Annotated in this window: 20 protein-coding genes, 4 tRNA genes and 1 riboswitch; of the genes, 19 read left to right on the top strand and 5 right to left on the bottom strand. The window is 41.5% G+C overall.

All coding sequences use genetic code 11. The features are described 5' to 3' along the window. The first annotated feature begins 22 nt into the window (after positions 1–22). The 12 genes from lonC (at position 23) to UF75_RS10375 (ending at position 13,909) form a co-directional block, all read left to right on the top strand. Positions 23–1,882 carry a Lon family ATP-dependent protease gene (lonC, locus tag UF75_RS10430; RefSeq protein WP_082075098.1) on the top strand — a complete coding sequence of 620 codons (1,860 nt, stop codon included), beginning with the start codon at positions 23–25 and terminating at the stop codon, positions 1,880–1,882. Positions 1,883–1,952: 70 nt separating this feature from the next. Continuing rightward, complete coding sequence (gene dnaB / locus UF75_RS10425) at positions 1,953–3,287, top strand: replicative DNA helicase (RefSeq protein ID WP_045574538.1); 1,335 nt, start codon at positions 1,953–1,955, stop codon at positions 3,285–3,287. Positions 3,288–3,633: 346 nt separating this feature from the next. Next, on the top strand, positions 3,634–5,049 hold the full coding sequence (locus UF75_RS10420) for an FAD-dependent protein (protein WP_045574537.1): 1,416 nt from the start codon (positions 3,634–3,636) through the stop codon (positions 5,047–5,049). 31 nt (positions 5,050–5,080) lie between these two features. Continuing rightward, positions 5,081–6,391: an adenylosuccinate lyase gene (purB, locus tag UF75_RS10415; RefSeq protein ID WP_045574536.1), complete on the top strand. Its 1,311-nt coding sequence runs from the start codon at positions 5,081–5,083 to the stop codon at positions 6,389–6,391. Between the two features lie 68 nt (positions 6,392–6,459). Further along, positions 6,460–7,743 (top strand): adenylosuccinate synthase, encoded by a 1,284-nt coding sequence (locus UF75_RS10410; protein WP_045574535.1) that lies wholly within the window; start codon positions 6,460–6,462, stop codon positions 7,741–7,743. 168 nt (positions 7,744–7,911) lie between these two features. Beyond that, a tRNA-Lys gene (locus UF75_RS10405) sits at positions 7,912–7,988 on the top strand. A 329-nt stretch (positions 7,989–8,317) separates the two neighbouring features. Further along, positions 8,318–10,087 (top strand): methyl-accepting chemotaxis protein, encoded by a 1,770-nt coding sequence (locus UF75_RS10400; RefSeq protein ID WP_045574534.1) that lies wholly within the window; start codon positions 8,318–8,320, stop codon positions 10,085–10,087. Positions 10,088–10,382: 295 nt separating this feature from the next. Next, a riboswitch (cyclic di-GMP riboswitch) is annotated at positions 10,383–10,467 on the top strand. Positions 10,468–10,606: 139 nt separating this feature from the next. Continuing rightward, complete coding sequence (locus tag UF75_RS10395) at positions 10,607–12,376, top strand: methyl-accepting chemotaxis protein (RefSeq protein ID WP_045574533.1); 1,770 nt, start codon at positions 10,607–10,609, stop codon at positions 12,374–12,376. 193 nt (positions 12,377–12,569) lie between these two features. Next, positions 12,570–12,645: transfer RNA gene (locus UF75_RS10390), tRNA-Glu, on the top strand. 91 nt (positions 12,646–12,736) lie between these two features. After that, a tRNA-Phe gene (locus UF75_RS10385) sits at positions 12,737–12,812 on the top strand. Between the two features lie 231 nt (positions 12,813–13,043). After that, positions 13,044–13,727 (top strand): PhoH family protein, encoded by a 684-nt coding sequence (locus UF75_RS10380; protein ID WP_045574532.1) that lies wholly within the window; start codon positions 13,044–13,046, stop codon positions 13,725–13,727. Positions 13,728–13,834: 107 nt separating this feature from the next. Next, positions 13,835–13,909, top strand: a tRNA-Gly gene (locus UF75_RS10375). Between the two features lie 135 nt (positions 13,910–14,044). On the opposite strand, the gene UF75_RS10370 is transcribed toward UF75_RS10375, so the two are convergent. The 5 genes from UF75_RS10370 to UF75_RS26225 all read right to left on the bottom strand — a co-directional run bounded on the left by UF75_RS10370 (position 14,045) and on the right by UF75_RS26225 (position 18,288). Further along, on the bottom strand, positions 14,045–15,283 hold the full coding sequence (locus UF75_RS10370; protein ID WP_045574531.1) for a site-specific integrase: 1,239 nt from the start codon (positions 15,281–15,283) through the stop codon (positions 14,045–14,047). Positions 15,284–15,429: 146 nt separating this feature from the next. Next, on the bottom strand, positions 15,430–16,164 hold the full coding sequence (locus UF75_RS10365) for a phage Gp37/Gp68 family protein (protein WP_045574530.1): 735 nt from the start codon (positions 16,162–16,164) through the stop codon (positions 15,430–15,432). A gap of 42 nt (positions 16,165–16,206) precedes the next feature. Beyond that, positions 16,207–17,358 carry a three-Cys-motif partner protein TcmP gene (gene tcmP, locus UF75_RS10360; protein ID WP_197079370.1) on the bottom strand — a complete coding sequence of 384 codons (1,152 nt, stop codon included), beginning with the start codon at positions 17,356–17,358 and terminating at the stop codon, positions 16,207–16,209. Between the two features lie 26 nt (positions 17,359–17,384). Then, positions 17,385–17,831 (bottom strand): ImmA/IrrE family metallo-endopeptidase, encoded by a 447-nt coding sequence (locus UF75_RS10355; RefSeq protein WP_045574529.1) that lies wholly within the window; start codon positions 17,829–17,831, stop codon positions 17,385–17,387. Between the two features lie 79 nt (positions 17,832–17,910). Continuing rightward, positions 17,911–18,288: a helix-turn-helix domain-containing protein gene (locus UF75_RS26225; protein WP_052693145.1), complete on the bottom strand. Its 378-nt coding sequence runs from the start codon at positions 18,286–18,288 to the stop codon at positions 17,911–17,913. 89 nt (positions 18,289–18,377) lie between these two features. Between UF75_RS26225 and UF75_RS27015 the strand changes: the two genes are divergently transcribed. From UF75_RS27015 to UF75_RS10325, 7 genes are all read left to right on the top strand, one after another. Then, a complete protein-coding gene (locus tag UF75_RS27015) occupies positions 18,378–18,668 on the top strand; it encodes a helix-turn-helix domain-containing protein (RefSeq protein WP_176716283.1) in 291 nt (96 codons plus the stop codon). Positions 18,669–18,696: 28 nt separating this feature from the next. Continuing rightward, positions 18,697–18,852, top strand: a complete 156-nt coding sequence (locus UF75_RS27010) for a hypothetical protein (RefSeq protein WP_156146369.1) — start codon at positions 18,697–18,699, stop codon at positions 18,850–18,852. Positions 18,853–18,995: 143 nt separating this feature from the next. Beyond that, positions 18,996–19,289, top strand: a complete 294-nt coding sequence (locus tag UF75_RS10340; RefSeq protein WP_052693143.1) for a helix-turn-helix domain-containing protein — start codon at positions 18,996–18,998, stop codon at positions 19,287–19,289. 434 nt (positions 19,290–19,723) lie between these two features. Continuing rightward, positions 19,724–20,005: a hypothetical protein gene (locus tag UF75_RS10335; protein WP_045574527.1), complete on the top strand. Its 282-nt coding sequence runs from the start codon at positions 19,724–19,726 to the stop codon at positions 20,003–20,005. A 70-nt stretch (positions 20,006–20,075) separates the two neighbouring features. Then, complete coding sequence (locus UF75_RS10330) at positions 20,076–20,531, top strand: hypothetical protein (protein WP_045574526.1); 456 nt, start codon at positions 20,076–20,078, stop codon at positions 20,529–20,531. A gap of 54 nt (positions 20,532–20,585) precedes the next feature. Further along, positions 20,586–20,762 (top strand): hypothetical protein, encoded by a 177-nt coding sequence (locus tag UF75_RS28180; protein WP_156146367.1) that lies wholly within the window; start codon positions 20,586–20,588, stop codon positions 20,760–20,762. 137 nt (positions 20,763–20,899) lie between these two features. Further along, on the top strand, positions 20,900–22,069 hold the full coding sequence (locus tag UF75_RS10325; protein WP_052693141.1) for a hypothetical protein: 1,170 nt from the start codon (positions 20,900–20,902) through the stop codon (positions 22,067–22,069). The last annotated feature ends 63 nt before the right edge of the window (positions 22,070–22,132 follow it).

Raw genomic sequence — 22,132 nt, 5'->3', positions numbered from 1 at the left:
AAAATGGTTAAATCATAAAGATCTGAGTGAACGGTTACCGGACGAAGAAGAGTGGAGTAGGGAAGTTGAGGCACTCTATGTTTTACTTTCCAATTATTATGGAACAGACAAACTAGTACTTAAGGCTAGTCGCTTGGAAGCGCTCAAGCTGATGCGTTCGAATGAGCTTGTTGAACGAGTTACCGGTCTACGCAAAATTCTTTCGGACGATCCGACAGATCAAACGATTCCCAATAAAGCTGAAATCCCTCAAGTTTTAGACGAGATCGAGGAACAGATCGCGGATCTTATTGCTCGGCGTTCTGTAGAAGAACGCTTGGAACGTGTTGTTACGGAAAAGATACAGGATCGGCATGAGGATTATGTCAAAGAAATAAAAATGCATGTGCTTCAGGAATCGTCAGGTCCGGAGAATGCACAAACTCTTAAAAAGTTGGCTGTGCTCGAAAAGATGAATACAGTTTCCTTAAAAAGCTCAGCTTCAGATGTCTTGCGGCCACAGACTGTAGAGGAGATAGTAGGACAGGAGAGCGCTTTGCAAGCCCTTCTTGCAAAGTTAGCAACACCGTATCCTCAGCACATGTTGATTTATGGTCCACCCGGAGTCGGTAAAACTTCGGCCGCCCGAGTGGCCTTAGAAGTGGTTAAGAGTCATCCCCATTCTCCTTTTGTCAAAGAGGCCCCGTTTATCGAGGTGGATGGCACGACGTTGCGATGGGACCCGCGGGATGTGACTAATCCCCTTTTAGGATCAGTGCATGATCCAATATACCAAGGTGCAAAGCATGATTTAGCAGATACAGGCATACCGGAACCCAAAATGGGGTTGGCGAGTGACGCTCACGGCGGGATTCTATTTATTGATGAAATAGGGGAAATGGATCCCTTGCTTTTAAATAAGCTGCTTAAAGTGCTTGAAGATAAGCGTGTGACGTTTGATTCCTCATATTATGATCCTGGGGACACTCGGGTGCCACTGTGGATAAAGAAACTCTTTGATGAAGGCGCCCCTGCTGATTTTGTACTCATTGGAGCTACGACACGAGATCCGGCTGAGCTTAATCCGGCCCTTCGTTCTCGCTGCTCTGAAGTTTTTTTTGTCCCTCTAGAGCCTAGAAATGTTCAGCACATTGTTCGCCAATCTGCCCAAAAACTGGGAGTAACGTTGGAAGACAATGTCCCTGAAATAATCAGTGACTATGTGATCGAAGGACGTAAGGCAAATAGTATTCTAACGGATGCCTACGGCTTGGCTAGATATCGAAACCCGGATCAAGCGGTCGCGCAAGTAACTTGTGCCGATGTTTATGAGGTCCTGCGTTCTGGGCGACTCACTCCCACTATTGTTCGAAAGGTTCAGGCAGGTTTTGAAGTGGGGAGAATTCTGGGACTTGGCGTCTCAGGATTTTTAGGATCAGTATTGGAGATTGAGGCGATTACCTTCCCAGGTCGTGAGGGTAAAGGTGCTGTTCGATTTAATGAAACGGCAGGAAGTATGGCTAGAGATGCAGTCTTTAATGCTACTGCCGTCATACGTGAACTGACAGGAGAAGATTTACGTAATTACGATGTGCACGTTAATATTGTGGGTGGGGCAAAAATTGATGGTCCTTCAGCGGGACTTGCAACAACACTAGCAATATATAGTGCTCTGAAAAAGAAACCACTTCGCCAGGATATTGCTGTTACTGGGGAAATTTCTATTCAAGGCAAGGTGAAACCGGTCGGTGGCATTTACGAAAAAATTTTTGGAGCGAAACAGGTTGAAGTTCGCAAAGTTTTGATCCCATCGGAAAACAGGGCAGATGTACCAGAAAGTCTGCAAGGGATAGAAGTGGTCGCTGTCAGTACGATCGAAGAGGCTATGAGTCATGTATTTTAGGACTAGTCAAAAAGTATAGCTTGCATTTTCTTTATATCTAGAGAGGTTTAGAGTCGGAAGGGGAGAGGATATGGAACTATTGAGAGTTCCGCCACAGAATTTAGAGGCCGAACAAGCGGTCTTGGGTGCGATGATGCTCGAACCGGAGTCTGGAAGTTCAGTCTTTGAAATACTTCAACCGGAAGACTTTTATAGAGATAATCATCGTTTAATTTTTTCGGCAATTCGGGATCTCTTTGAAAAAGGAGACCCCATAGACCTTGTAAGTGTCGCCGAAATCTTGCGTCAGCAAGGGCGTTTGGAACAGGTCGGCGGAATTGCAACAATCTCTGAGATTGCTCGTTCTGTTCCTTCGGCAGCCAATGTGGAGTATTACGCTAAACTAGTGACGGAAAAGGCACTTTTGCGTCAGTTAATTCGGGCCTCTAATAGTATTTTAGAACGGGGATATGAGCCAGGAGAAGAGGCCCGTAACCTCCTAGAAGAGGCTGAAAAACTGATTCTTGATCTTTCGAGGCGTCGAGTAAAAGATGGATTTAGCTTTATTCGCGACGTTTTACTAGAAACGTTTGAGAAAATCGAGTATCTCTATGCTCATAAAGGAAATCTTACGGGTGTTCCGACTTTTTTCACGGAATTAGACCGAATGACTTCGGGTTGGCAACCCTCTGATTTAGTCATTATTGCCGCCCGGCCCTCAATGGGAAAAACCGCTTTAGTTTTAAATATGGCCCAAAATGCCGCGGTTCGGGCGAAAGTGCCAGTTGCTGTTTTTAGTTTAGAAATGTCGAAGGAACAATTAGTGCAGCGGATGCTCTGTGGAGAAGCGATGGTTGACCAACAGCGAGTAAGGACTGGTGATTTGCTCGATACTGATTGGCCGAAATTAACTCGTGCTGTGGGGCCACTCTCTGACGCACCAATTTTTATCGATGATACCGTAGGAATTTCCTTAGCTGAGTTGCGTTCAAAAGCCCGTAGATTAAAGATGGAGCACAATTTAGGGATGATTATTATAGACTACCTTCAGTTGTTATCGGTTGGAAAGAAGACAGAAAGCCGACAGCAGGAGGTGGCACAAATTTCGAGAACTCTAAAAGGGCTTGCTCGTGAACTAAAAGTCCCTGTCATTGCCTTATCACAGCTTAATCGTGGAGTTGAGCAACGTCAGGATAAACGGCCTATTATGTCGGATTTATTGGAGTCGGGGGCCATTGAAGCGGATGCTGATTTAATTTCATTTATTTATCGAGATGAGTATTACCATTCGGAATCTGAGAAAAAAGGGATTGCAGAGATAATCATTGCAAAACATCGTAATGGTCCTGTAGGAACCGTAGAATTAGGCTTTCTCAAGGAGTTTACTAAATTTGTAAATCTTGAACGACAACATCAAATGGCTTAATGATTTCCCCCATGCCACTCTTAGGCTGGGGGTTTTTTATGGTTGTAACCTCAGACCTCCAGTTCTTCTGAGTGGGGGTTCTTCGTAAACGTCAGGTGAGGTGAGTCCTCACTGGAAACTTGCGTATCTAATGTCTCTATGTCCAGCTTTAGCTGAACGGGTTTACATGAAAATACTAATTTGTGAGTTAGACGACCTCTGAAATTGTCGAATGTTTTATGTATATTTATGAATAATGTTCGATTATTGGATTGACAAGGAGGAGGTGGATTGTTAAGATGAAGGTGTTTGTGATTAGAGAATCTTTGCTAGTTGGGAACAGAAGACGGCTCTAGGAGGGATACTATTGAAACATGAAGTCGATGTCTTAATTATAGGAGCCGGTCCAGCCGGTATTTTTACGGCCTTAGAGTTATCAAAGCACAATCAAACGTTGAAAATTCTTATTGTGGATAATGGAAGAACGATAGAAAAGAGAAAGTGCCCAGCCCGGGCAACGGGAGTTTGTGTTGGGTGCAATCCATGTGCGATTACCAGAGGATGGTCGGGTGCGGGGGCATTCAGTGATGGAAAACTATCATTGAGTCCGGCAGTTGGCGGTCGATTGACCGAATATATGAAAGAGTCTCAGGCCCAGGAGTTAATTGATTATACCGATTCTATTTACCGTCAATTTAAAGCGCAAGAAACAGTATATGGCCTCGATAACCACCGGGTGGAAGAGATCCGATATGAGGCTTCCCGCCACAATATTCAGTTGATTCATTGTCCGATACGTCATTTGGGAACCGAGTTGGCTTATGATGTCTTGAAGGGCATGTATGAACATCTCATGACCCATACGAATACAACTTTTTGGGAACTTGCTGAGGTTAAAGATATTTTGGCCGGTCCTCAAGGGGTTTTAGGGGCAACTATTCAGAGACGGGACGAGCAAGAAATGGATGAGGTATCCGCTCGCTACGTAGTTGCTGCTCCAGGCAGGGGGGGAGCAAATTGGCTTGCTGAGCAGACCATTCGTTTAGGCGTTGCCACGGAAAATAATGAAGTTGATATTGGAGTACGAGTTGAAGTACCAAACTCGATTCTGGACCATTTAACACGCGAACTCTACGAACCAAAACTCGTCTATTACTCAGATACCTATGATCTTAAGACTCGAAGCTTCTGCGTCAATCCAGGTGGTGTGGTTTCTGAGGAGCACTACGACGGAGGAATAGCAGTGGTTAATGGGCATAGTTATGCTGATCCTGATAAGAAAACCAAGAACACCAACTTTGCTTTATTGGTTTCAACTCGTTTTACAGAGCCCTTTAATCAACCGATCGAATACGGTCGTTATATTGCCCGGCTGGCGAACATGTTGACGGGTGGTGGGGTCATGGTTCAGCGTTTGGGAGATCTTCTCCAAGGACGGCGGACAACGGAAAGCCGTCTGCACCAGTCGACGACAATTCCAACGCTGCTTTCTGCAGTTCCCGGAGACCTTAGTTATGTGCTTCCAGAACGGTATTTAACTTCATTAATCGAAACCCTCAAAGCATTTGATAAAATCGCGCCTGGTATGTACGCTAAAAACACGTTGTTGTATGGGGTGGAGGTTAAGTTCTACTCTTCGAAGGTCAAAGTAAAAACGAACTTTGAAACGGAGATCCCTCGATTATATACGATTGGGGATGGAGCAGGAATTACCCGAGGCTTGATGCAGGCTTCGGCAACCGGAGTTGTGGTAGGACGGGATATCGTATCTAAGGTAAAATAGGTACAGGCAGTTTTTGATCAGGAGTTTAGAAATGACAGGGGGCGAAGGATTGCTCGAACGATATACTCACCCTGAAATGGGCAAGCTATGGCAAGAAGGATATGAATATGAACGTTGGTTAGAAGTTGAACTGGCCGTCGCTGAGGTCATGGCGAAACGGGGGGAAATACCTCTAGAAGCCATGGAGGAAATCCGACGATCGGCTAAAGTAAATCCGAAACGGGTTTTAGAAATCGAGGCTGTGGTTCGTCACGACCTGATTGCTTTTTTACAAGCGGTTGTTGAGGAGACTGGGGAAGCCGGAAAATACCTCCATCTTGGCTTGACGTCTTCTGATGTAAAGGATACTGCTTTAAGTCTTGTTTTAAGAGATTCAGGCTTGTTACTGAAGAGTGACCTTCTAGAGCTCAGAGATGCGTTGGTTAAGCGTGCACTGGAAAGTAAATATACGGTGATGGTTGGCCGAACGCACGGTATTCATGCTGAGCCGCTAACGTTCGGCTTGAAGCTCGCCTTATGGATTGCCGAACTAGATCGTCAAAAAGAACGACTTGACCAGGCAATCGTTTCGGTGAGTGCCGGAAAGATTTCTGGAGCAGTAGGAACATATGCTAACGTTTCGCCTAATATAGAGGAGGAAGTCTGCCTCCACTTAGGATTAGAGGCAGCTTTAGTGAGTAATCAAATCTTGCAAAGGGACAGACATGCGCACTTTGTGACCACGTTAGCGTTAATCGGAGGTACGCTGGAAAAGATTGCGACAGAGATTCGTAATTTACAACGGACCGATATACTGGAGGTTGAAGAATCGTTTGCGGCTGGGCAAAAAGGATCCTCGGCAATGCCTCACAAACGTAATCCAATCGTATGTGAACAGGTAGCGGGCATGTCACGGCTACTACGTGGTAATGCGTTAGCGGCGATGGAGAATATGGCGCTCTGGCATGAACGAGATATGACCCATTCCTCAGTGGAACGGATAATTCTTCCGGATAGTTGCCTTTTATTGGATCACATGTTCCGTCAGATGACGAAAGTTATATCGGGTCTTAAAATTCGTGAGGATCAAATGAAGCGAAACCTTCAGAAGACCTTTGGACTGACGTCTTCTCAACGTGTTCTCCTTGCCTTGGTCGAACATGGATGTATGAGAGAAGAAGCTTATGCTTGGGTTCAACAGGATGCTTTTCAAGCCTGGGATCAGGGGCTTGATTTCATTGAAGTTGTTTCAGCGGATGCCCGTGTGGTAAACTATCTGACCAAAGAAGAAATTCAGGGCTTGTTTGATTTGAAATATCACTTGGGGCACGTTGATGATATTTTTAGCCGATTGGGATTATAACACGCTGGCCAAGGATGGCAAGAAGGGACTAGCCAAGTTTTCTTTATGAAAGATGGGAGGAATAATCAATGGCTGCTGTCGTATTAATAGGTTCTCAATGGGGTGACGAGGGAAAAGGTAAGATCACGGACTTCCTGGCTGAAAAGGCGAATGTCGTTGTCCGTTACGCAGGTGGAAACAATGCTGGTCATACAGTTGTAGTGAATGGAGAAGAGTTTAAGTTTAACCTTATTCCTTCGGGAATCCTTTATTCAGATAAAACCTCTGTCATTGGCAATGGTGTCGTGATTGATCCGAAGGTTTTGTTGACGGAACTCGGTTACCTTGCCGAGCGGGGCATTAAGACGGGTAAACTGCTGATAAGTGGCAATGCTCATGTTATTATGCCTTACCACTGTGTTCTTGATGGCTTGGAAGAAGAAGCACGCGGTGAGCATAAAATTGGTACTACCAAGCGTGGCATTGGTCCTTGTTACATGGATAAGGCGTCGAGAATTGGAATTCGCATGATTGACCTCATGGATAAAGATGAATTTGCTGAGAAGTTGAAACGAAATTTAGTAGAAAAAAATAACTTGTTCGTGAAGGTTTATGGTCAGGAAGCTCTTAAATTTGAAGATATCTATGAAACATACCTAGGTTATGCCGAACAACTACGTTCGATGGTGACCGACACTTCACTGGCGATTGACGGAAGTATTCTCTCAGGAGGGAAAGTGCTTTTCGAAGGCGCTCAGGGGACTTTACTGGACATTGATCATGGTACGTACCCCTACGTGACATCTTCAAATCCGATTGCCGGAGGAGCTTGTATCGGAGCAGGGGTCGGCCCAACCCGTATCGATCGCGTGGTCGGGGTAATAAAAGCTTATACAACCCGTGTCGGAGAAGGCCCTTTCCCGACAGAACTGCTAGATGAGACCGGAGAAAAAATGCGGGCGAATGGACATGAGTTTGGAACCACTACCGGACGGCCACGTCGCTGTGGTTGGTTTGATGCAGTCATTGCTCGCTATGCAGTTCGAGTGAGTGGAATTTCTGATTTTGCCGTTACGAAACTTGATGTCCTTACCGGGTTTGATACACTAAAAATCTGTGTTGGATATCGTGTAGGGGGAGAAATCATCCGAGAATTCCCACAAAGTCAAAAAATCTTCAAACAATCTCAACCTGTTTATGAGGAAATGCCTGGTTGGCAGGAAGATTTGACTCATGTACGCCGTTTTGAGGACCTTCCCATGGCAGCCCAAAACTATGTTCTTCGGATTGAAGAGCTCTCTGGAGCTCCGGCTACCTTGGTTGCCATAGGTCCAGGACGCGAACAAACCATTGTTCGCGGAGAAATTTTTTAGTTCTTTATCATGGATAGATACCTTGAGACCTAAATTGCGTAAGATTAGGAATAATTCTTTGGGGTTTAGTAGACTGTAAATAATTCTCAAAATAATTTCTAAGTATTAAAAAGTCTTGACACCTATAATATTTTAGTGTAACATCTAAATTCGTGGTACAAATACTTTGAGCCATTAGCTCAGTTGGCTAGAGCACCTGACTTTTAATCAGGGTGTCCCGCGTTCGAGTCGCGGATGGCTCACCATTTTAGAAATGTATATTTTTAAATTTTAGGCTCTATATAATATTACCGACAGAAGACAGTAATTAGACAGGAAAGGTTTAATTACTGTCTTTTTAATTTTATTTACATGCACAAGCGGGTTTAGCTAGAACCCCAAAAAATATAATAATGGCTGAATTGGCAGAATATTATGGAATAAAGTACTATATTAAAATTTTTTGACATATGTTATAGTTTTATGGAGGGGAGAAAAGGATTAGAAAAGGGATCGTCTCGTAATATCCTACATATTTGTTGCTTATTTTTTGTGGCATTACGACGATTGTAATTTAAGAAGGGGAGATAGGAGTATGACCAAAATAAAATATAGAATTATTCTTTTATTATTGACAACGGCTTTGATTATGGGTTCAATTCTTGGAGGGTACACTATTTATAATGTGAAAGTGACAGAACAAACGAACATAACACAGTATCGCAATACTTTATATGAACAATTTGATCGGACAGTAAAACTTCAAGTGCAAACTGCTTACAGTTTAATTCAAGATACCTATAACAGTCAGCAAAAAGGGGAATTAACTCCAGAAGAAGCAAAAAAGAAAGCAGCTGACTTAGTTAGAAAATTACAATATGACAAGGATAATTACTTTTGGATTGATACGACGGAAGGAATTAATGTTGTCTATCTGGGGAGAGATACAGAGGGCAAATCACGATTTGACAGCAAGGACAGCAAGGGTATATTTTATATTCGGGAGATAATAACTAACGGATCTTCAGTAGGTGGTGGTTATACAAACTATTCATTTGCTAAGCCTAATCAAACCGAAGCGTTACCTAAGAGGAGTTATTCTTTGTTGTTTCAGCCCTATAATTGGGTGATAGGGACAGGGAACTGGGTTGATGATATTGATAAACTTGTTTTAGCAAAACAACTGGATTATAAAGAAAAGAGCAAGAAAAGCATTATCAATACAATTATATCCATGATCTTAGCCTTTGGAGTTTCTCTAGTATTCGGAATCCTTTTAAGCAATAAAATTTCAAAACAAATTGTTAGCATAGCAGACGATGCTGAGGAAATTGCAAAAGGTAATCTAAAAATCGGAAAATTTGAAAGTAGCTCAAAAGATGAGATAGGTCAGCTGGGCAGAGCATTCCGAACTATGACGGATAATTTAATCCAGCTGGTTCAACAAGTGTCATTGTCCTCAGAGCAAGTTGCTGCATCTTCTCAACAATTGAGTGCTGGAGCAGAAGAATCCGCGCAGGCTTCCCAGCAGGTAGCTGCAGCCATTATGGAAGTCTCCGTAGGAACAGAAAAGCAACGCAATGCTGTTAATGAAACATCGGCGGTTGTACAGCAAATGTCTGCTGGAATTCAACAAATATCTGGAAATGCCAAAACTGCCGTCAAGACCACTGAGAAAACGGCACTCTCCGCTGTAGATGGAAGTCAGGCAATCGATAAAACCATTCAACAAATGATCAATATTGAGAAAACAGTGACTGGATCAGCAAATGTGGTTATGAGCTTAGGGGAGCGATCTAGGGAGATAGGGCAGATAGTCGATACAATATCGGGTATTGCCGCACAGACCAATCTGCTCGCCTTAAATGCAGCAATTGAGGCTGCGCGAGCAGGAGAGCAAGGAAGAGGGTTTGCTGTTGTCGCGGATGAAGTTCGTAAGTTAGCAGAACAATCACAGGAAGCTTCCAAACAAATTGCTTTATTGATCAATGAAATTCAACAAGACACACAAAATGCAGTCATTTCGATGAATGAAGGAACACATCAGGTCAAACTTGGGACCGAAGTCGCAGAAACTGCTGGCCAAGCATTTAATGAAATTACGACATTAGTCAATCAAGTATCGTTTCAGGTTAGAGAAATCTCAGACGAGATTCAACAAATGGCACTCGGAAGCCAACGTATTGTTTCTTCTGTTGCTGAGATCCATGAGACGAGTCGAGATATTACAGGACAGACTCAGACGGTTTCTGCTGCTACGGAAGAACAGACGGCCTCAGTGGAGGAAATTGCCTCTTCGAGTCAGGTTTTAGCGACTATGGCCGATGAATTGCAACAATCCTTATTGAAGTTCAAGATTTCATAACACACCATTTTCAAAGATCATGGTTGGCTCCCAGAAGGTACATTATCTCGCACTAATGAAATACGGGAAGGCAGCAATCTGACCGCTATGTCAAGTTGCTGCCTTTTTCTGCTCCAAATTTAAGTTTAAAGCATATACTTTGGGGAATAAATAGAAATATTGTTGAAATACATAATAAAATATATTCCAAATTTATACTATATATGTTATAGTCAATTGGGCTAAAAGAAGCTAGGGAGATCATGTTAGCGTAATAGTAGGTTGCACACGGAGTTATTTGTAAACTACATAAGACAATTGCCAAAGGCAAACTCAGTGAAAACTGAGGACGCAAAGCTTCGGGTCTTCCACTCTCAGGTGATGATGGCCGAGCCGCCAATTTAGAGCTTTTCGCTGTCTATTTTGGAGAGCGATTTTGTTTTTTACCCCAAGGAATAGCTTAATCTTCTCAGAACATATAGGGTAAATTGGAGGTCGCGGCGGGCATGGAGAAGTTAAACATTTAGGAGGAAGATAAGAATGACTAAAATCAAATATCGCATTATTTTATTATTAGTAACGACAGCCTTCATTATGGGATCAATTTTGGGTGGGTATAACATTTACAATGTGCTACTGGCAGAAAAAACGAATACACAGCAATACCGTGATACGTTATATGAACAGTTTGACCGAACCGTTAAATTAGAGGTACAAACAGCTTATAGTTTGGTTCAAGATATATATAATCGGCAGCAGAAAGGCGAGTATACACCGGAAGAAGCAAAAAAGAAAGCAGCAGATTTAGTCAGAAATTTACGTTTTGATAAAGAAAATTATTTTTGGATCGATACTACGGATGGAGTAAACGTGGTTCTTCTAGGGCGAGAGGCTTCTGAAGGAAAATCACGTTATGAGAGTAAGGACAGTCAGGGGAAACTTTTCATTAAGTCTTTTATTGCTAACGGGACTCAAGCAGGCGGAGGTTATACAGATTATACCTTTGCAAAGCCCAATGAAACAGAAGCCTTGCCTAAAAGAAGTTATACATTATTGTTTCAGCCTTATAACTGGGTGATTGGAACGGGTAACTGGGTGGATGATATTGATAAGCTTGTTTTAGCAAAGCAAATGGAGCTTAAGCGGAAGACTCAACAAAGCATCATTTACACGATCCTATCAATTTTGTTAGCTTTGGGTATTTCCCTTATTGCAGGGACAGTACTTAGTAATAAAATCTCGAAACAAATTGCCCAAATGGCAGAAAACGCCAACGAAATAGCCAAGGGGAATTTGAAAATCGGACAATTTGATAATAACTCAAAAGATGAACTTGGACATCTGGGTAGAGCTTTCCGAACCATGACGGATAATTTAATTGACCTTGTTCAACAAGTGTCATCGTCCTCAAGACAAGTGGCAGCGTCATCTCAACAATTGAGCGCTGGAGCAGAACAATCTGCTCAAGCATCACAACAGGTATCAACGGCTATAATGGAAGTCTCTGTTGGTGCAGAGAGACAACTTAATGCAGTTAATGAGACCTCTGCAAGTGTCGAGCAAATGTCAGCAGGGATTCAGCAGATGCTGGAAAATGCTAAAATTGTAGTTAGGTCTTCGGAAAAAACCTCTTTTTCGGCTGCAGAAGGCAGCCAAGCAATTGATAAAACTATGCAACAAATGGTTAATATCGAAAGGACCGTGACGGATTCTGCAGATGTGGTCATGAATTTAGGGGAGCGGTCCAAAGAAATTGGGCAGATCGTAGATACGATATCGGGTATTGCTGCTCAGACAAACCTTCTGGCCTTAAATGCAGCCATTGAAGCTGCGCGAGCTGGTGAACAAGGAAGAGGGTTTGCAGTTGTTGCAGATGAGGTTCGAAAATTGGCCGAACAATCTCAGGATGCGTCGAAACAAATTGCCTTGTTAATTCATGGCATACAACAAGACACACAGAAAGCAGTCCTTGCCATGAATGAGGGAACTCATCAGGTTAAACTAGGGACAGAAGTTGCGGAGACTGCAGGTCAAGCATTTACCGAAATTTCGAGCTTAGTTAACCAAGTTTCTGCACAGATTGGTGAAATTTCTGAAGAAATTCAACAAATGGCCTCGGGAGCTGAAAGAATTGTTTCATCGATTGCAGATATTTATGAGACAAGTCGAGAAATCACAGGACAAACCCAGACTGTATCGGCAGCGACAGAGGAACAATCTGCTTCGGTCGAGGAAATAGCCTCATCGAGCCAAGTTTTAGCTAAAATGGCCGAAGAATTGCAAGATACATTAAGTAAATTTAATATATAACCCATTTTTGTTGTTTCCAAGGATATTGTTCCAAGGATAATGAACTTCATCAAAATATATAACTCTTGACAAGGAAGGGAACTTCATGTAAAATTCATATTTGTGAGTGTCCTTTCTCCTGAAGACAGTAATCGGAGGCCAGGCAGGTTTACTTAAGTCTGATATACGGTATCTGATGACAGACAATGAAAGCGGCCCGTTGGTCAAGCGGTCCAAGACACCGCCCTTTCACGGCGGTTACACGGGTTCGAATCCCGTACGGGTCACCAAACTCGAAATTCGTAGTTCGTAGTTCGTGGTACGAGTCAGGTAATAATACTCAGATCGAACATCGGACATCGAATATTTAACATCGGTTATGCCTCGGTAGCTCAGTCGGTAGAGCAGAGGACTGAAAATCCTCGTGTCGGCGGTTCGATTCCGTCCTGAGGCACCACTTTTTGTTACTCAATCTGTGCTTCTTAATAGTAGGTAGGATTAAATTAATATAAAATCGGTTCTGTTAATTTCCTTTGTGGAAAAATCAGGACTTTTTTTGTTGTAGTTGAAGGTCTTGGAATGGGAGAATGTAAATCGATTTAGGAGAAATAATAAGAGCATAAGATTATTGATCATATACTGACAGTATCTAGAGCAGAATAAACACGATAAGGATTAGGTGAGTACTATGCCACTACCTGAGAATAACTTATTGTTTGGTTTTGAGCCAAGATTGACCGTCGAACAACGTGAATATGTTGACGCTATTTTTGATAAACAGTTAGTAATGGTAAACGCTAAAGCGGGTACTGGAAAGACCACTCTTGCAGTTGCTTGCGCTAAAATTATTAAGAAACCTTTAACCTATATTTTTAATCCCGTCCAAGAATCTTCCATGGGATTCAGACCCGGAACTCAGTCTGAAAAAGAAAGTATTTATTATCAACCACTGGTAGATGCTCTCTTAGAGATTAATGAGAATCCTACTCAGTGCATTTATAATGAAGAAACATTGGCTAATGAGGCAATGCGCAGAAAAGTAAGTATAAAACGGGCCATGGATGGAGTTTGGTGTTACCCTAAGAGTCCAGTCTTCCTAAGAGGAACCAATCTTAAGGACATGACGATTATTATCGATGAATGTCAGAACTTTTCTGTTCAAGAGTTAAGAAAGATTTTAACACGCGTCCATGATTCCTGTAAAATCATTTGCATAGGACATTCAGGGCAAATTGACATTCCAGTTTCAAAAAGTGGGTTCGTTCCTTATATGGAACACTTTAAGGATCAACCCTATTGCAAGATCCTTACTTTAAGCACTAACTTCCGTGGAGATTTAGCAAATTGGGCGGACGCCTATCGGGCTCCTTAAATGGAGATTGACATATTTGATCTTTGCGCTTATAATTCTCTTTGTTGGGAAAAGGAAGTCTGATAGTCTAGCGAGGCTTAGACAGTAAAACCCTTTATCGATATCCTGCGGACGTGGCTCAGCGGTAGAGCATTGGCTTCCCAAGCCGAGGATCGCGAGTTCGAATCTCGTCGTCCGCTCCATAAGAAATGTAGGCACTGCAAGGGATTGCAGTGCTTTTTTATGTTGTATGGAAGTGTAGATAATAGCTTTGACGACAACTTGACGACAACTTGACGACAACTAGCTTTTAAAAAGAAAAACCGGATTTCTCCGGTTCATTTTATTGCCTTAATTAAATTGCTAAATCGAGAGACAGCCCGGATTTTGCCTTCTGGAGTACTATGACCGTAAATATCTAATGTGGTACTGGTTTTGGCATGTCCAAGGAGGTCGCTCACATTAACTGGGTTTTCACCATCATCTAAAAGCAAGGTTGCCACCGTATGCCGCAAATCATGAACCCTTAGGAGTTTGATTCCGGCTGTTTTGGTAATTGCAGCATGTTTTCTATTTAGATTCCGCGGCTCAATGGGTGTTCCATAAGGTGTTGTAAATAACAGACCGCTGTCTGTATAGTCAGGACCAAAAAGGATTTTTTCTTGACGTTTTAAAGATTGGAAGCGCTTAATTTCTTTAATGACTTTGGGCAATAGAGGAATAATTCGTTTGCTCTTTTTCGACTTCGGTTGAGAGAAAATAAGTTTTGATTTTTCCTCCCCTTCTAACTTTTTGCGCTTAATAGTTTGGATGATATAAACTTCCCCTTTATTGGGGTCAAAACAATGATCAGGAATCCCTAAGAGTTCTCCTTTCCTTAACCCAGTCGTTAATTCTAGAAGAAAAACAGCATAGAGCCGGTCTTCTTTTAGAGCTGCTAAATAACAATCCACTTCTTCGGGGGAGTAGGTATCAAACTCTTTGTATACGATGCTGGGCAACTCGACATCTTCTGCAGGGTTCGACGGGATCTTTCTAAGTTTTTTGGCCTTAGTTAGAGCGCCGTTAATCAACTGATACATCATATGCAAGCGTCGAGTTGAAAGGCCGCCCTCTTTTCCGTCAAGACGCCCAGATTCGGCCTTGTAATTAAAGAACTCCTGCAAGGTAATAGATTGTACTTTAGTTAAGAGATAATGCCCTAGTAAAGGAATTATATGCTTCTTAGCTAAGTCTACATAGTCTGAATATGTTTCAATACGAATTTTATTGGGCATTGGTTTCTTATAAACATATAGCCATTGTAGGAGCCAGTCTCCAAAGGTTTCTTTTTCCGGTTCTACATATTGACCGGTTCTTAGTTTATATTTAAACTCTACAAGTTTTTCTTCTACATCCGATTGTGACTTGCCATATAAGGATTTTCGCTTAGGTTTACCGGTCAAAGGATGATATCCGGTAGTAACCTTTGTTTCCCAACGCCCATCGGCACGCTCACTAATTCTTGTTCCTTCATTATTGGCCCGCTTCCCTACTTTCTTTTTCGGTTTTTTCTTTTTAGCAGTCTCTTCGGTCATATGAACATCTCCATTTTGGGGCTCTATATAGAAATACTCCGTACTTTTTCCTTAGGAAAAGGTACGGAGCGCTAGGCCCTCTGAAAATTTTTTGATGCTCTGGGTCTCAGGCCGGTCTCGGCAACAGGTCCACTGGCATATTTTAATTATTTTGCAAAATTATATTGTAAAGCAGAGCGGGGATATTCATCCCATAGCCGTCCTTCTAGAAGACGGCCTGTTTTATATTTTTGGACTCCACCCCATTGTTTAAAGAAAAAGGCTGTATTAGAAGTTTGGCACTGGTCACGAATACTTTTAATCCATTCCTCTTCGACAGGACGTGCTTTAGGGCCCGATTCTCCACCTACAATAACCCAATCAATATTCGTTAAGTCCAGATTATCTAATGGTCCGATTAAAGGTTCACATGATAAAAATTTTATTTTAGCACCAGTCTCTCTAAGAAAGTCAATTCTATAGGTTACATCATCGTTTTCTACGGTAACACCTTGCCACACATTACTTGGCCACTTTAGAGAGGGGGAAAGTTCAGCTAAGCGTTCGGCGCGTTTGGTTAAGATTTGAAACGTATGCCATGAAGCCTGCTGCATAGTAAAAAATACTTTTTCGATAAACTCAGTCGGAATGCTCTCATGAAAAAGGTCTGACATTGAATTCACAAAAATTTTTCTCGGTTTTTTCCACTTGAGCGGAAGATCAAGTAAATCACTATGCAGAGTGACATTAAAGCCATTTGCATATCGAGGATTCTGCATTGCCAATAGCCGTTTTGCCATCGTACAAGCGTAACAATTTTTGCATCCAGCGGAAACCTTAGTGCACCCTGTAGCTGGATTCCATGATGCTTCTGTCCATTCAATGGATGTAATTGCAGCCATACAAATTCCTCCCTTCGGTTAGATTATAATACAATTAACAGACTAGAACAAGTGTTCTAATGCTATTCCTGTTATATTTATAAGAGCTCCACTTGTTACCGTATTTTTTCGTTGCTTAGGTAATCGATCGATAATAATTACGTTTTCCTTTTCAAGAACTAATAATGATTCTTTTATTGTTCGAGATACCCCATTAGTATTTACATAGGCCCATTCTTCAATCTTATCATATTCAAAAGGTCTTTGACTTCTTTTTTCACAAAATTCAAGAATACGCTTAATTAACTCCAATTTCTGGGGGTCTTCAAAGAGGCTCATTTGCCCAGAGGCAATTCCGATGGCCTCGAATCCATAGGGGCTCTCACTAACTTTAGACATATTGTCTTTCATGAGTGTTAGAGCTTTATAATTGTTCGATGCATGTACTAAATAAAATCGTGGGCGGGTTCCCATATTGGGAGTATTCACTCTAAATGGCATAACGTATTTGGCCCCCCCTATAGACCTCAGATTTTCACAATATAAGTTTATTAGATAAGCTTGCTTTTGTTCGGGCGATCCATAGTTAAATTCTTTAAATTTTGTATTTCCAAATAACTGTTCCATGTTTTTGTAGAATTGTGCATTCTCACAGTGTCTTACAATATCGTAAACCATAAAATTTATAAATAATTCGACTAATGGTTGCTGTAGGATTCGTTTTATCGTATTCATTGAAAAATCCGAATATCCAAATGGATCAATAAAAAAGAAGATGGGCAGCTTTGTGCGGCTAGATTCAATATTATCTAATAGGTTATTAATTTCGCTTTCAAATTGAGTTTGGACGACTTTCCAGTCTTGTTTATAAATGTTTTTTTCCGCTAATTTTGCAGCCAATAGATTAACGCATTGAGCTTCTTTATCAATACATAATATATCGAATTTACGGTTGGGATTCTGTCCAATATAAAAATTGGCTTTAGAAGCTACCATTAAAGGAGAACCGATGCAAGTAGTGTTTCTTTGTTCATTACTCCAGTAATATCCTGGACCGGAAAAACCATCTACATACATAAGATGCTGCTTAATTTTCATTCTTGCCTGCTGTTGATATAAGATGTTCATCCAAGGACCAATATATTTTTCTAGCAATTGATGTTTTATTATTGTTTGATCTTGAATCACCCAGGGGATATCAATCTTTTTGGCCATAATTAGCACCTCCTAATGTTCTGCTCTCAATGCATATGATTAAGGAAACACATTTTTAGCAGTCCTAACTTGCGATACATAAACCATTCGGTAACGTTAAAGTATTCGGCCAATTCAAAGCAACTTCGACAGCCTGATTCCAGGGCATTTACAAGTTCACTGTCAGGTATTAAGAAGTCTGTGGCCCATTGAGCGGCTTTCCGCTCATCTTGGGCCTCCATGGTCTGGAGATTGGCAGAAGTGTGGACTGTTAATAGATTAGTGCGTGCTGCAGTGTAAAAATGTCCTATCTCTTCAGCTAATACACACTTGTGCAACCTATACGAGTGATGGAGATCTTTATCAAGGATAATCAATGGTCCTAGCCTTTGGTCGTAAATATAAAGTCCATTGATATTCTCTGGTAACGAGGAAAAGTCTTTATAACGTATCTCTATTCTTTCTTTAATTACAATATCCCAAAGCTTCTTCATGATGTCACCTTCTGTCACAGTATATCTATATATGTCGAATGTAAAAAAATGAAACTACCTTCCCGTATGGGTGGTAGTTTCATTTTTTTCTAACTTTATATAATTCTTCTTTAATGATTTCCTGAACGAATCGTTTAAGTTCAGGCGATGGCTCTTGACCATATCCATCTTCATTATTGGCAGCAATTCTAAAATTCAATTCGATTTCTTCATCTTTTTCATTGTTTTTCGGGGGAGATGGCCTATGTTGATCGGATAGCCCAAGGAGATAATCAGTTGTGCAGTTAAAATACTTGGACAAGGCTCGTAAAGCATTGTGATCTGGTTCTCCGCGGCCGATTTCCCAGTTAGCGTACGTAGCTCTTGAATAGCCTGTAGCTACAGCAACGTCTTCCTGTCGTGGTTTATCCGTTCTTTCTTGTCTTAGCTTTTTTAAACGGTCTCCTAATGTGCCCATGCTTCACACTCCTTAGTGCTAAGAATAGCTTTATTTGTGCTGAATATCAACAAATTCGCAAAAATAGCGAATACCAGCAGATAAATATATTGACCTGTGCACCATATACACATATAATATGTGTATATGGTGCACAGCAAGAAGGAAGTGAGGTAAAAGATTTGAGAACAGCACTTTACAGTGCGAGAAAAAAGGCCCATTTAACACAGGAACAGGTTGCTGAAAGAGTTGGTGTTGATCGTACTGTTTATAACAAAATTGAACGTGGAAAAATCAAGAATGTTCCTGTTGAGTTAGCGCTCAAAATAGCCAAAGTGGTAGACGGTTCAATAAATACAATTTTTTTAATTAGTGATTCTCATGAAATGCACATTATTTAAACTGAAACTGCTTAAGAAAGGAGTTGCTATGTCAAATACTCGGATAAAGACCCAATCTGCCGAATTGGTTGAAATTCTGGAGAAGAATGTAAATAATTTTTTGTCTCGAGCAGATATCGAAATAAAACAATTGAATTACGAGACTGATGGGTACGAAAAGCCATACAGTGCAGCGATTTTATGAAAAAAGAAAAAAAAGAGTCGGAGATCAAACGTAAACCTTGGTGCGACAAGATATTTAGCGTGAGAAATAAATGCAATTTCTAAATTATATGGGGATGTTTTTTTCCATATTGAAGAATGGTTTTCTTAGAAAGGAGAATTTCCATGGATAACATTCCAATCAAACCACAATCTACAATTGAAATAAGATGGGAAGGCTTGCCCTTAGTTCTTTCAGTAGAGCAAGTAGCTGAATTAGTTGATGTAGGAACTCAACAGATTTATGATCTGTCTCGAACTAAGGATTTTCCTGCTAGGCGATTTGGAAGGATCATCAAAATATCTCGTGATGCTCTACGGCAATGGATGGGTGAAGATATACACAAGCCGATGGATGGAGGATGGCAGGATGAATCAAATACGATGTCCCTCGTGCGGCAAACTCCTGGGAGAATATGAACTTAAAGGTTCAATAATCTTAAGCATTATCTGTAAGCGGTGTAAAAAGCTTGTTGAGTTAAAAATCTTTGTTAGTCCTAAAGAAATTCAGAAGTAGATAATGTTGAATACTTAGCCCTTAACTACATTTAACTTTGAGATTAATCATATTCAGTAATATTTTACCATCAAACAGGTATACTTCCTATCTTTTTATGAGGCAGAAAAGAGAATGGAGGGGTCAGGATGAAAAAGAACTGAATATAAGGGTCTTAGTTAGAACCGTACCCCACCCCCATCCTTATGCAACAATTGACCTGTTTGCTAATATTTTGGTAATCAGCTCTTAAAAGATAAAAACAATGAGAGGATTTCGATGCACCAAACCCAAGCACTAAATAAAAGGTTGTTTAAAGAAAGGTGAAGGATATTTCACGAGGAGGGGAATGGCTGTTATGAGTAAGGTTAGACCTCAAACAAGAAAACCAATTAAGGACAATTCCATCATCAAGTGTATAGAGGAAACGATTAAAGCTCTCGGATATCCGTTCTTATTTAGGTATGATCATGGACTCACAATGATTGCCCCAATCGATGATTTCAAAGTCGCCGAATATGGCAATCTGAATTTTTATTATGGAATATCAATACCCATATCACTTTCAAAGGGCTATATTTCGCTTGAAGCGGTAGTGAAACCAGATAACCTTATAAAAGATTTAAAGGCTGCTTCCTGATCAGACAGGAACGTACTAAAGAGATCCTCGGCTGGCTCTGCTGGGAATAAGTTCGGAAGGAGAAAAAAGCATGAACGAATACTATTTACTTAGAGCAAAGGAGCAGAATGAGGACTTGCAGACAGACAGGATAAGAAAAGGTTTAAAGGTCAGTCTTACTGATAAAGAGTATAGCAGTTTAAAACTACTGGCTTACAAAGCAGGATTCAAGAGTGCCGGAGAGCTTTTATCATCTTTTGTTGGGGACTTAACTGATTGGCATACTAATGGATCTGATGAGAGTGACCTTGCCAGTGAGTGGTATGAGAGGGCTTTTGGCATGAGTGAGCACTATACCAACTTTATTCACTACCTTTATAACCATGACTATACCCTGGAAGACATTGCGGACATGCTCGAAGATGAGGATTATTTTGAGGATGTATATGAAAGATACATAGATGAAAATGAGGGAAAGACAAACCAGACCAGAGAAGAATGCATAAACGTTATTAAAGAACTGATAGATAAAGGAGAGGAGCTATAAGTAACAAGAGTAACGGTCGAGGCTGCTGAAACTGGTTTGAAAGGAATGGTTTAATTGGATATTAGTTCGTTTGAAAAGGTATGGGAAACTGAATACCTCTGTGATCGGGTGAAGCGGATCACAGAAGATGTTAAAAAAGGCAATTATGAATGTGCTCTAGATTACCTTAGAATGATACGCCAGAAAGCTGCAGATGCTGAATATTTCATCAAACATAATTCGCCCGCCTGATGAGCGTCAATACGCCTTGGGTCCGCTGGGTACGGATCGAAACCTCCATCCGGGAGGTCGCGGGAACCCAATTAGCCGCAATTTAATATGTTCAGTAGAGGTTCGGTAAAGTCGGACGGAAGGGTGTGGGCGAAGCTATGTCCAAGGCAAATACAAAAAATCAGGCTGTACAGAAAAACATCGGGCGTCCGATGGGCAGAAAAAACAGTTTCATCAGAGCTGATCGAATGGAAATCATCCAGATGGTCGCGGAGAAACTTATCACTGGCATGGCTACGGCCTCATCATCAGAACTGGCCCAGGCCATCTGGCCGGAATTATCTCAGGATAAAGTGGGTCTTAATGCCAAGTCTAAAACCGTTCGCCTGGCCCTCCAAAACATCACCGAAAACCCAGAACTTGCAGTTGTTCCCAAAGCAGCTCTCATAGCAGCTCTAGCCGAAAGAGCAGGGCAAAAAAAAGCCCCGAAAGATACTGAAAAAGAAAAGAAGGCAAAAGAGGCTGCCCGCCGATCACGATTGGAGTTGCAAAAAAAAGACTGGTTGAGTCAGCCCATTAGGCTTATGGAGAGTCGGATTAAAGCAACAATCAAAGAATCGTTAGGAGTTTATGTAGGGGAAGGAGTGGCACAACTAAGCCCAATGCCAAGCTTTGATGTTAAGGTGGCTGGCAATATCTTTACCAGAGAATCTGTCCTGCGTGTGCTGGAACTCGAACTTAAGATTCAACTACATACAGCACTCCGGTACACCTGGAATGGGGAAGAGGCCTGGGAGTTTCTGATGAAAGCCAAGGAACTGATCAGGATCAAAAAGAAACTCTATAAATCTATAGGGCTCAGCTGGGAAGAAACAAATAACCTGGCCCACCAGGCCAAGCAGCTGCGGGATGACGTTGAACAAGCTTACGAGAAAATGAACGATAGAAAGGGCTGGGCCGATCCCGATCTCAATGCAAATCAGCAGCTTTCAAGCTATGACCAAAAAAACAAAGTCATGCAGCATCACACCGAACAAGTTGAATCCTGGGCTGCCGAAAAGTTACCGGTAGAAGTGGAGGTAGCATCAGACGCAAGATATCCCGATGCGGACAATCCTTGGAGGGGAGAATCCTTAATCAAACCAGACGAACCGACCTACGCCCTTATGTATGCCAACAAAAAGAGAACACAGATCATTGATGATGATACTGTAGATTTTGAAATAGCCGGTATCATGAGTAACCGACTACTGCGAATAGCCGGTCTACAAAAAGAAAAAGCCCCGGACAGAGCCGAGGGCCAAAGAAAAATCTTAAGCACATTATAAGTCAAAATCAAGTCAAAAACAAATCAAAAAGGTTATAATGGATATTGTAGATTATTCCATTTT

This window comes from Desulfosporosinus sp. I2, assembly GCF_000960765.1.
GTDB lineage: Bacteria > Bacillota > Desulfitobacteriia > Desulfitobacteriales > Desulfitobacteriaceae > Desulfosporosinus.
This window is presented reverse-complemented; position numbering and strand designations above follow the sequence as displayed.

Bases quoted from the DNA above. Each gene is read 5' to 3' on its own strand.
- dnaB (WP_045574538.1), top strand. From the start codon at position 1,953: ATGGAACTATTGAGAGTTCCGCCACAGAATTTAGAGGCCGAACAAGCG.
- purB (WP_045574536.1), top strand. From the start codon at position 5,081: ATGACAGGGGGCGAAGGATTGCTCGAACGATATACTCACCCTGAAATG.
- UF75_RS10410 (WP_045574535.1), top strand. From the start codon at position 6,460: ATGGCTGCTGTCGTATTAATAGGTTCTCAATGGGGTGACGAGGGAAAA.
- UF75_RS10400 (WP_045574534.1), top strand. From the start codon at position 8,318: ATGACCAAAATAAAATATAGAATTATTCTTTTATTATTGACAACGGCT.
- UF75_RS10395 (WP_045574533.1), top strand. From the start codon at position 10,607: ATGACTAAAATCAAATATCGCATTATTTTATTATTAGTAACGACAGCC.
- UF75_RS10380 (WP_045574532.1), top strand. From the start codon at position 13,044: ATGCCACTACCTGAGAATAACTTATTGTTTGGTTTTGAGCCAAGATTG.
- UF75_RS10370 (WP_045574531.1), bottom strand. From the start codon at position 15,283: ATGACCGAAGAGACTGCTAAAAAGAAAAAACCGAAAAAGAAAGTAGGG.
- UF75_RS10365 (WP_045574530.1), bottom strand. From the start codon at position 16,164: ATGGCTGCAATTACATCCATTGAATGGACAGAAGCATCATGGAATCCA.
- tcmP (WP_197079370.1), bottom strand. From the start codon at position 17,358: ATGGCCAAAAAGATTGATATCCCCTGGGTGATTCAAGATCAAACAATA.
- UF75_RS10355 (WP_045574529.1), bottom strand. From the start codon at position 17,831: ATGAAGAAGCTTTGGGATATTGTAATTAAAGAAAGAATAGAGATACGT.
- UF75_RS26225 (WP_052693145.1), bottom strand. From the start codon at position 18,288: ATGGGCACATTAGGAGACCGTTTAAAAAAGCTAAGACAAGAAAGAACG.
- UF75_RS27010 (WP_156146369.1), top strand. From the start codon at position 18,697: ATGTCAAATACTCGGATAAAGACCCAATCTGCCGAATTGGTTGAAATT.
- UF75_RS10340 (WP_052693143.1), top strand. From the start codon at position 18,996: ATGGATAACATTCCAATCAAACCACAATCTACAATTGAAATAAGATGG.
- UF75_RS10335 (WP_045574527.1), top strand. From the start codon at position 19,724: ATGAGTAAGGTTAGACCTCAAACAAGAAAACCAATTAAGGACAATTCC.
- UF75_RS10330 (WP_045574526.1), top strand. From the start codon at position 20,076: ATGAACGAATACTATTTACTTAGAGCAAAGGAGCAGAATGAGGACTTG.
- UF75_RS10325 (WP_052693141.1), top strand. From the start codon at position 20,900: ATGTCCAAGGCAAATACAAAAAATCAGGCTGTACAGAAAAACATCGGG.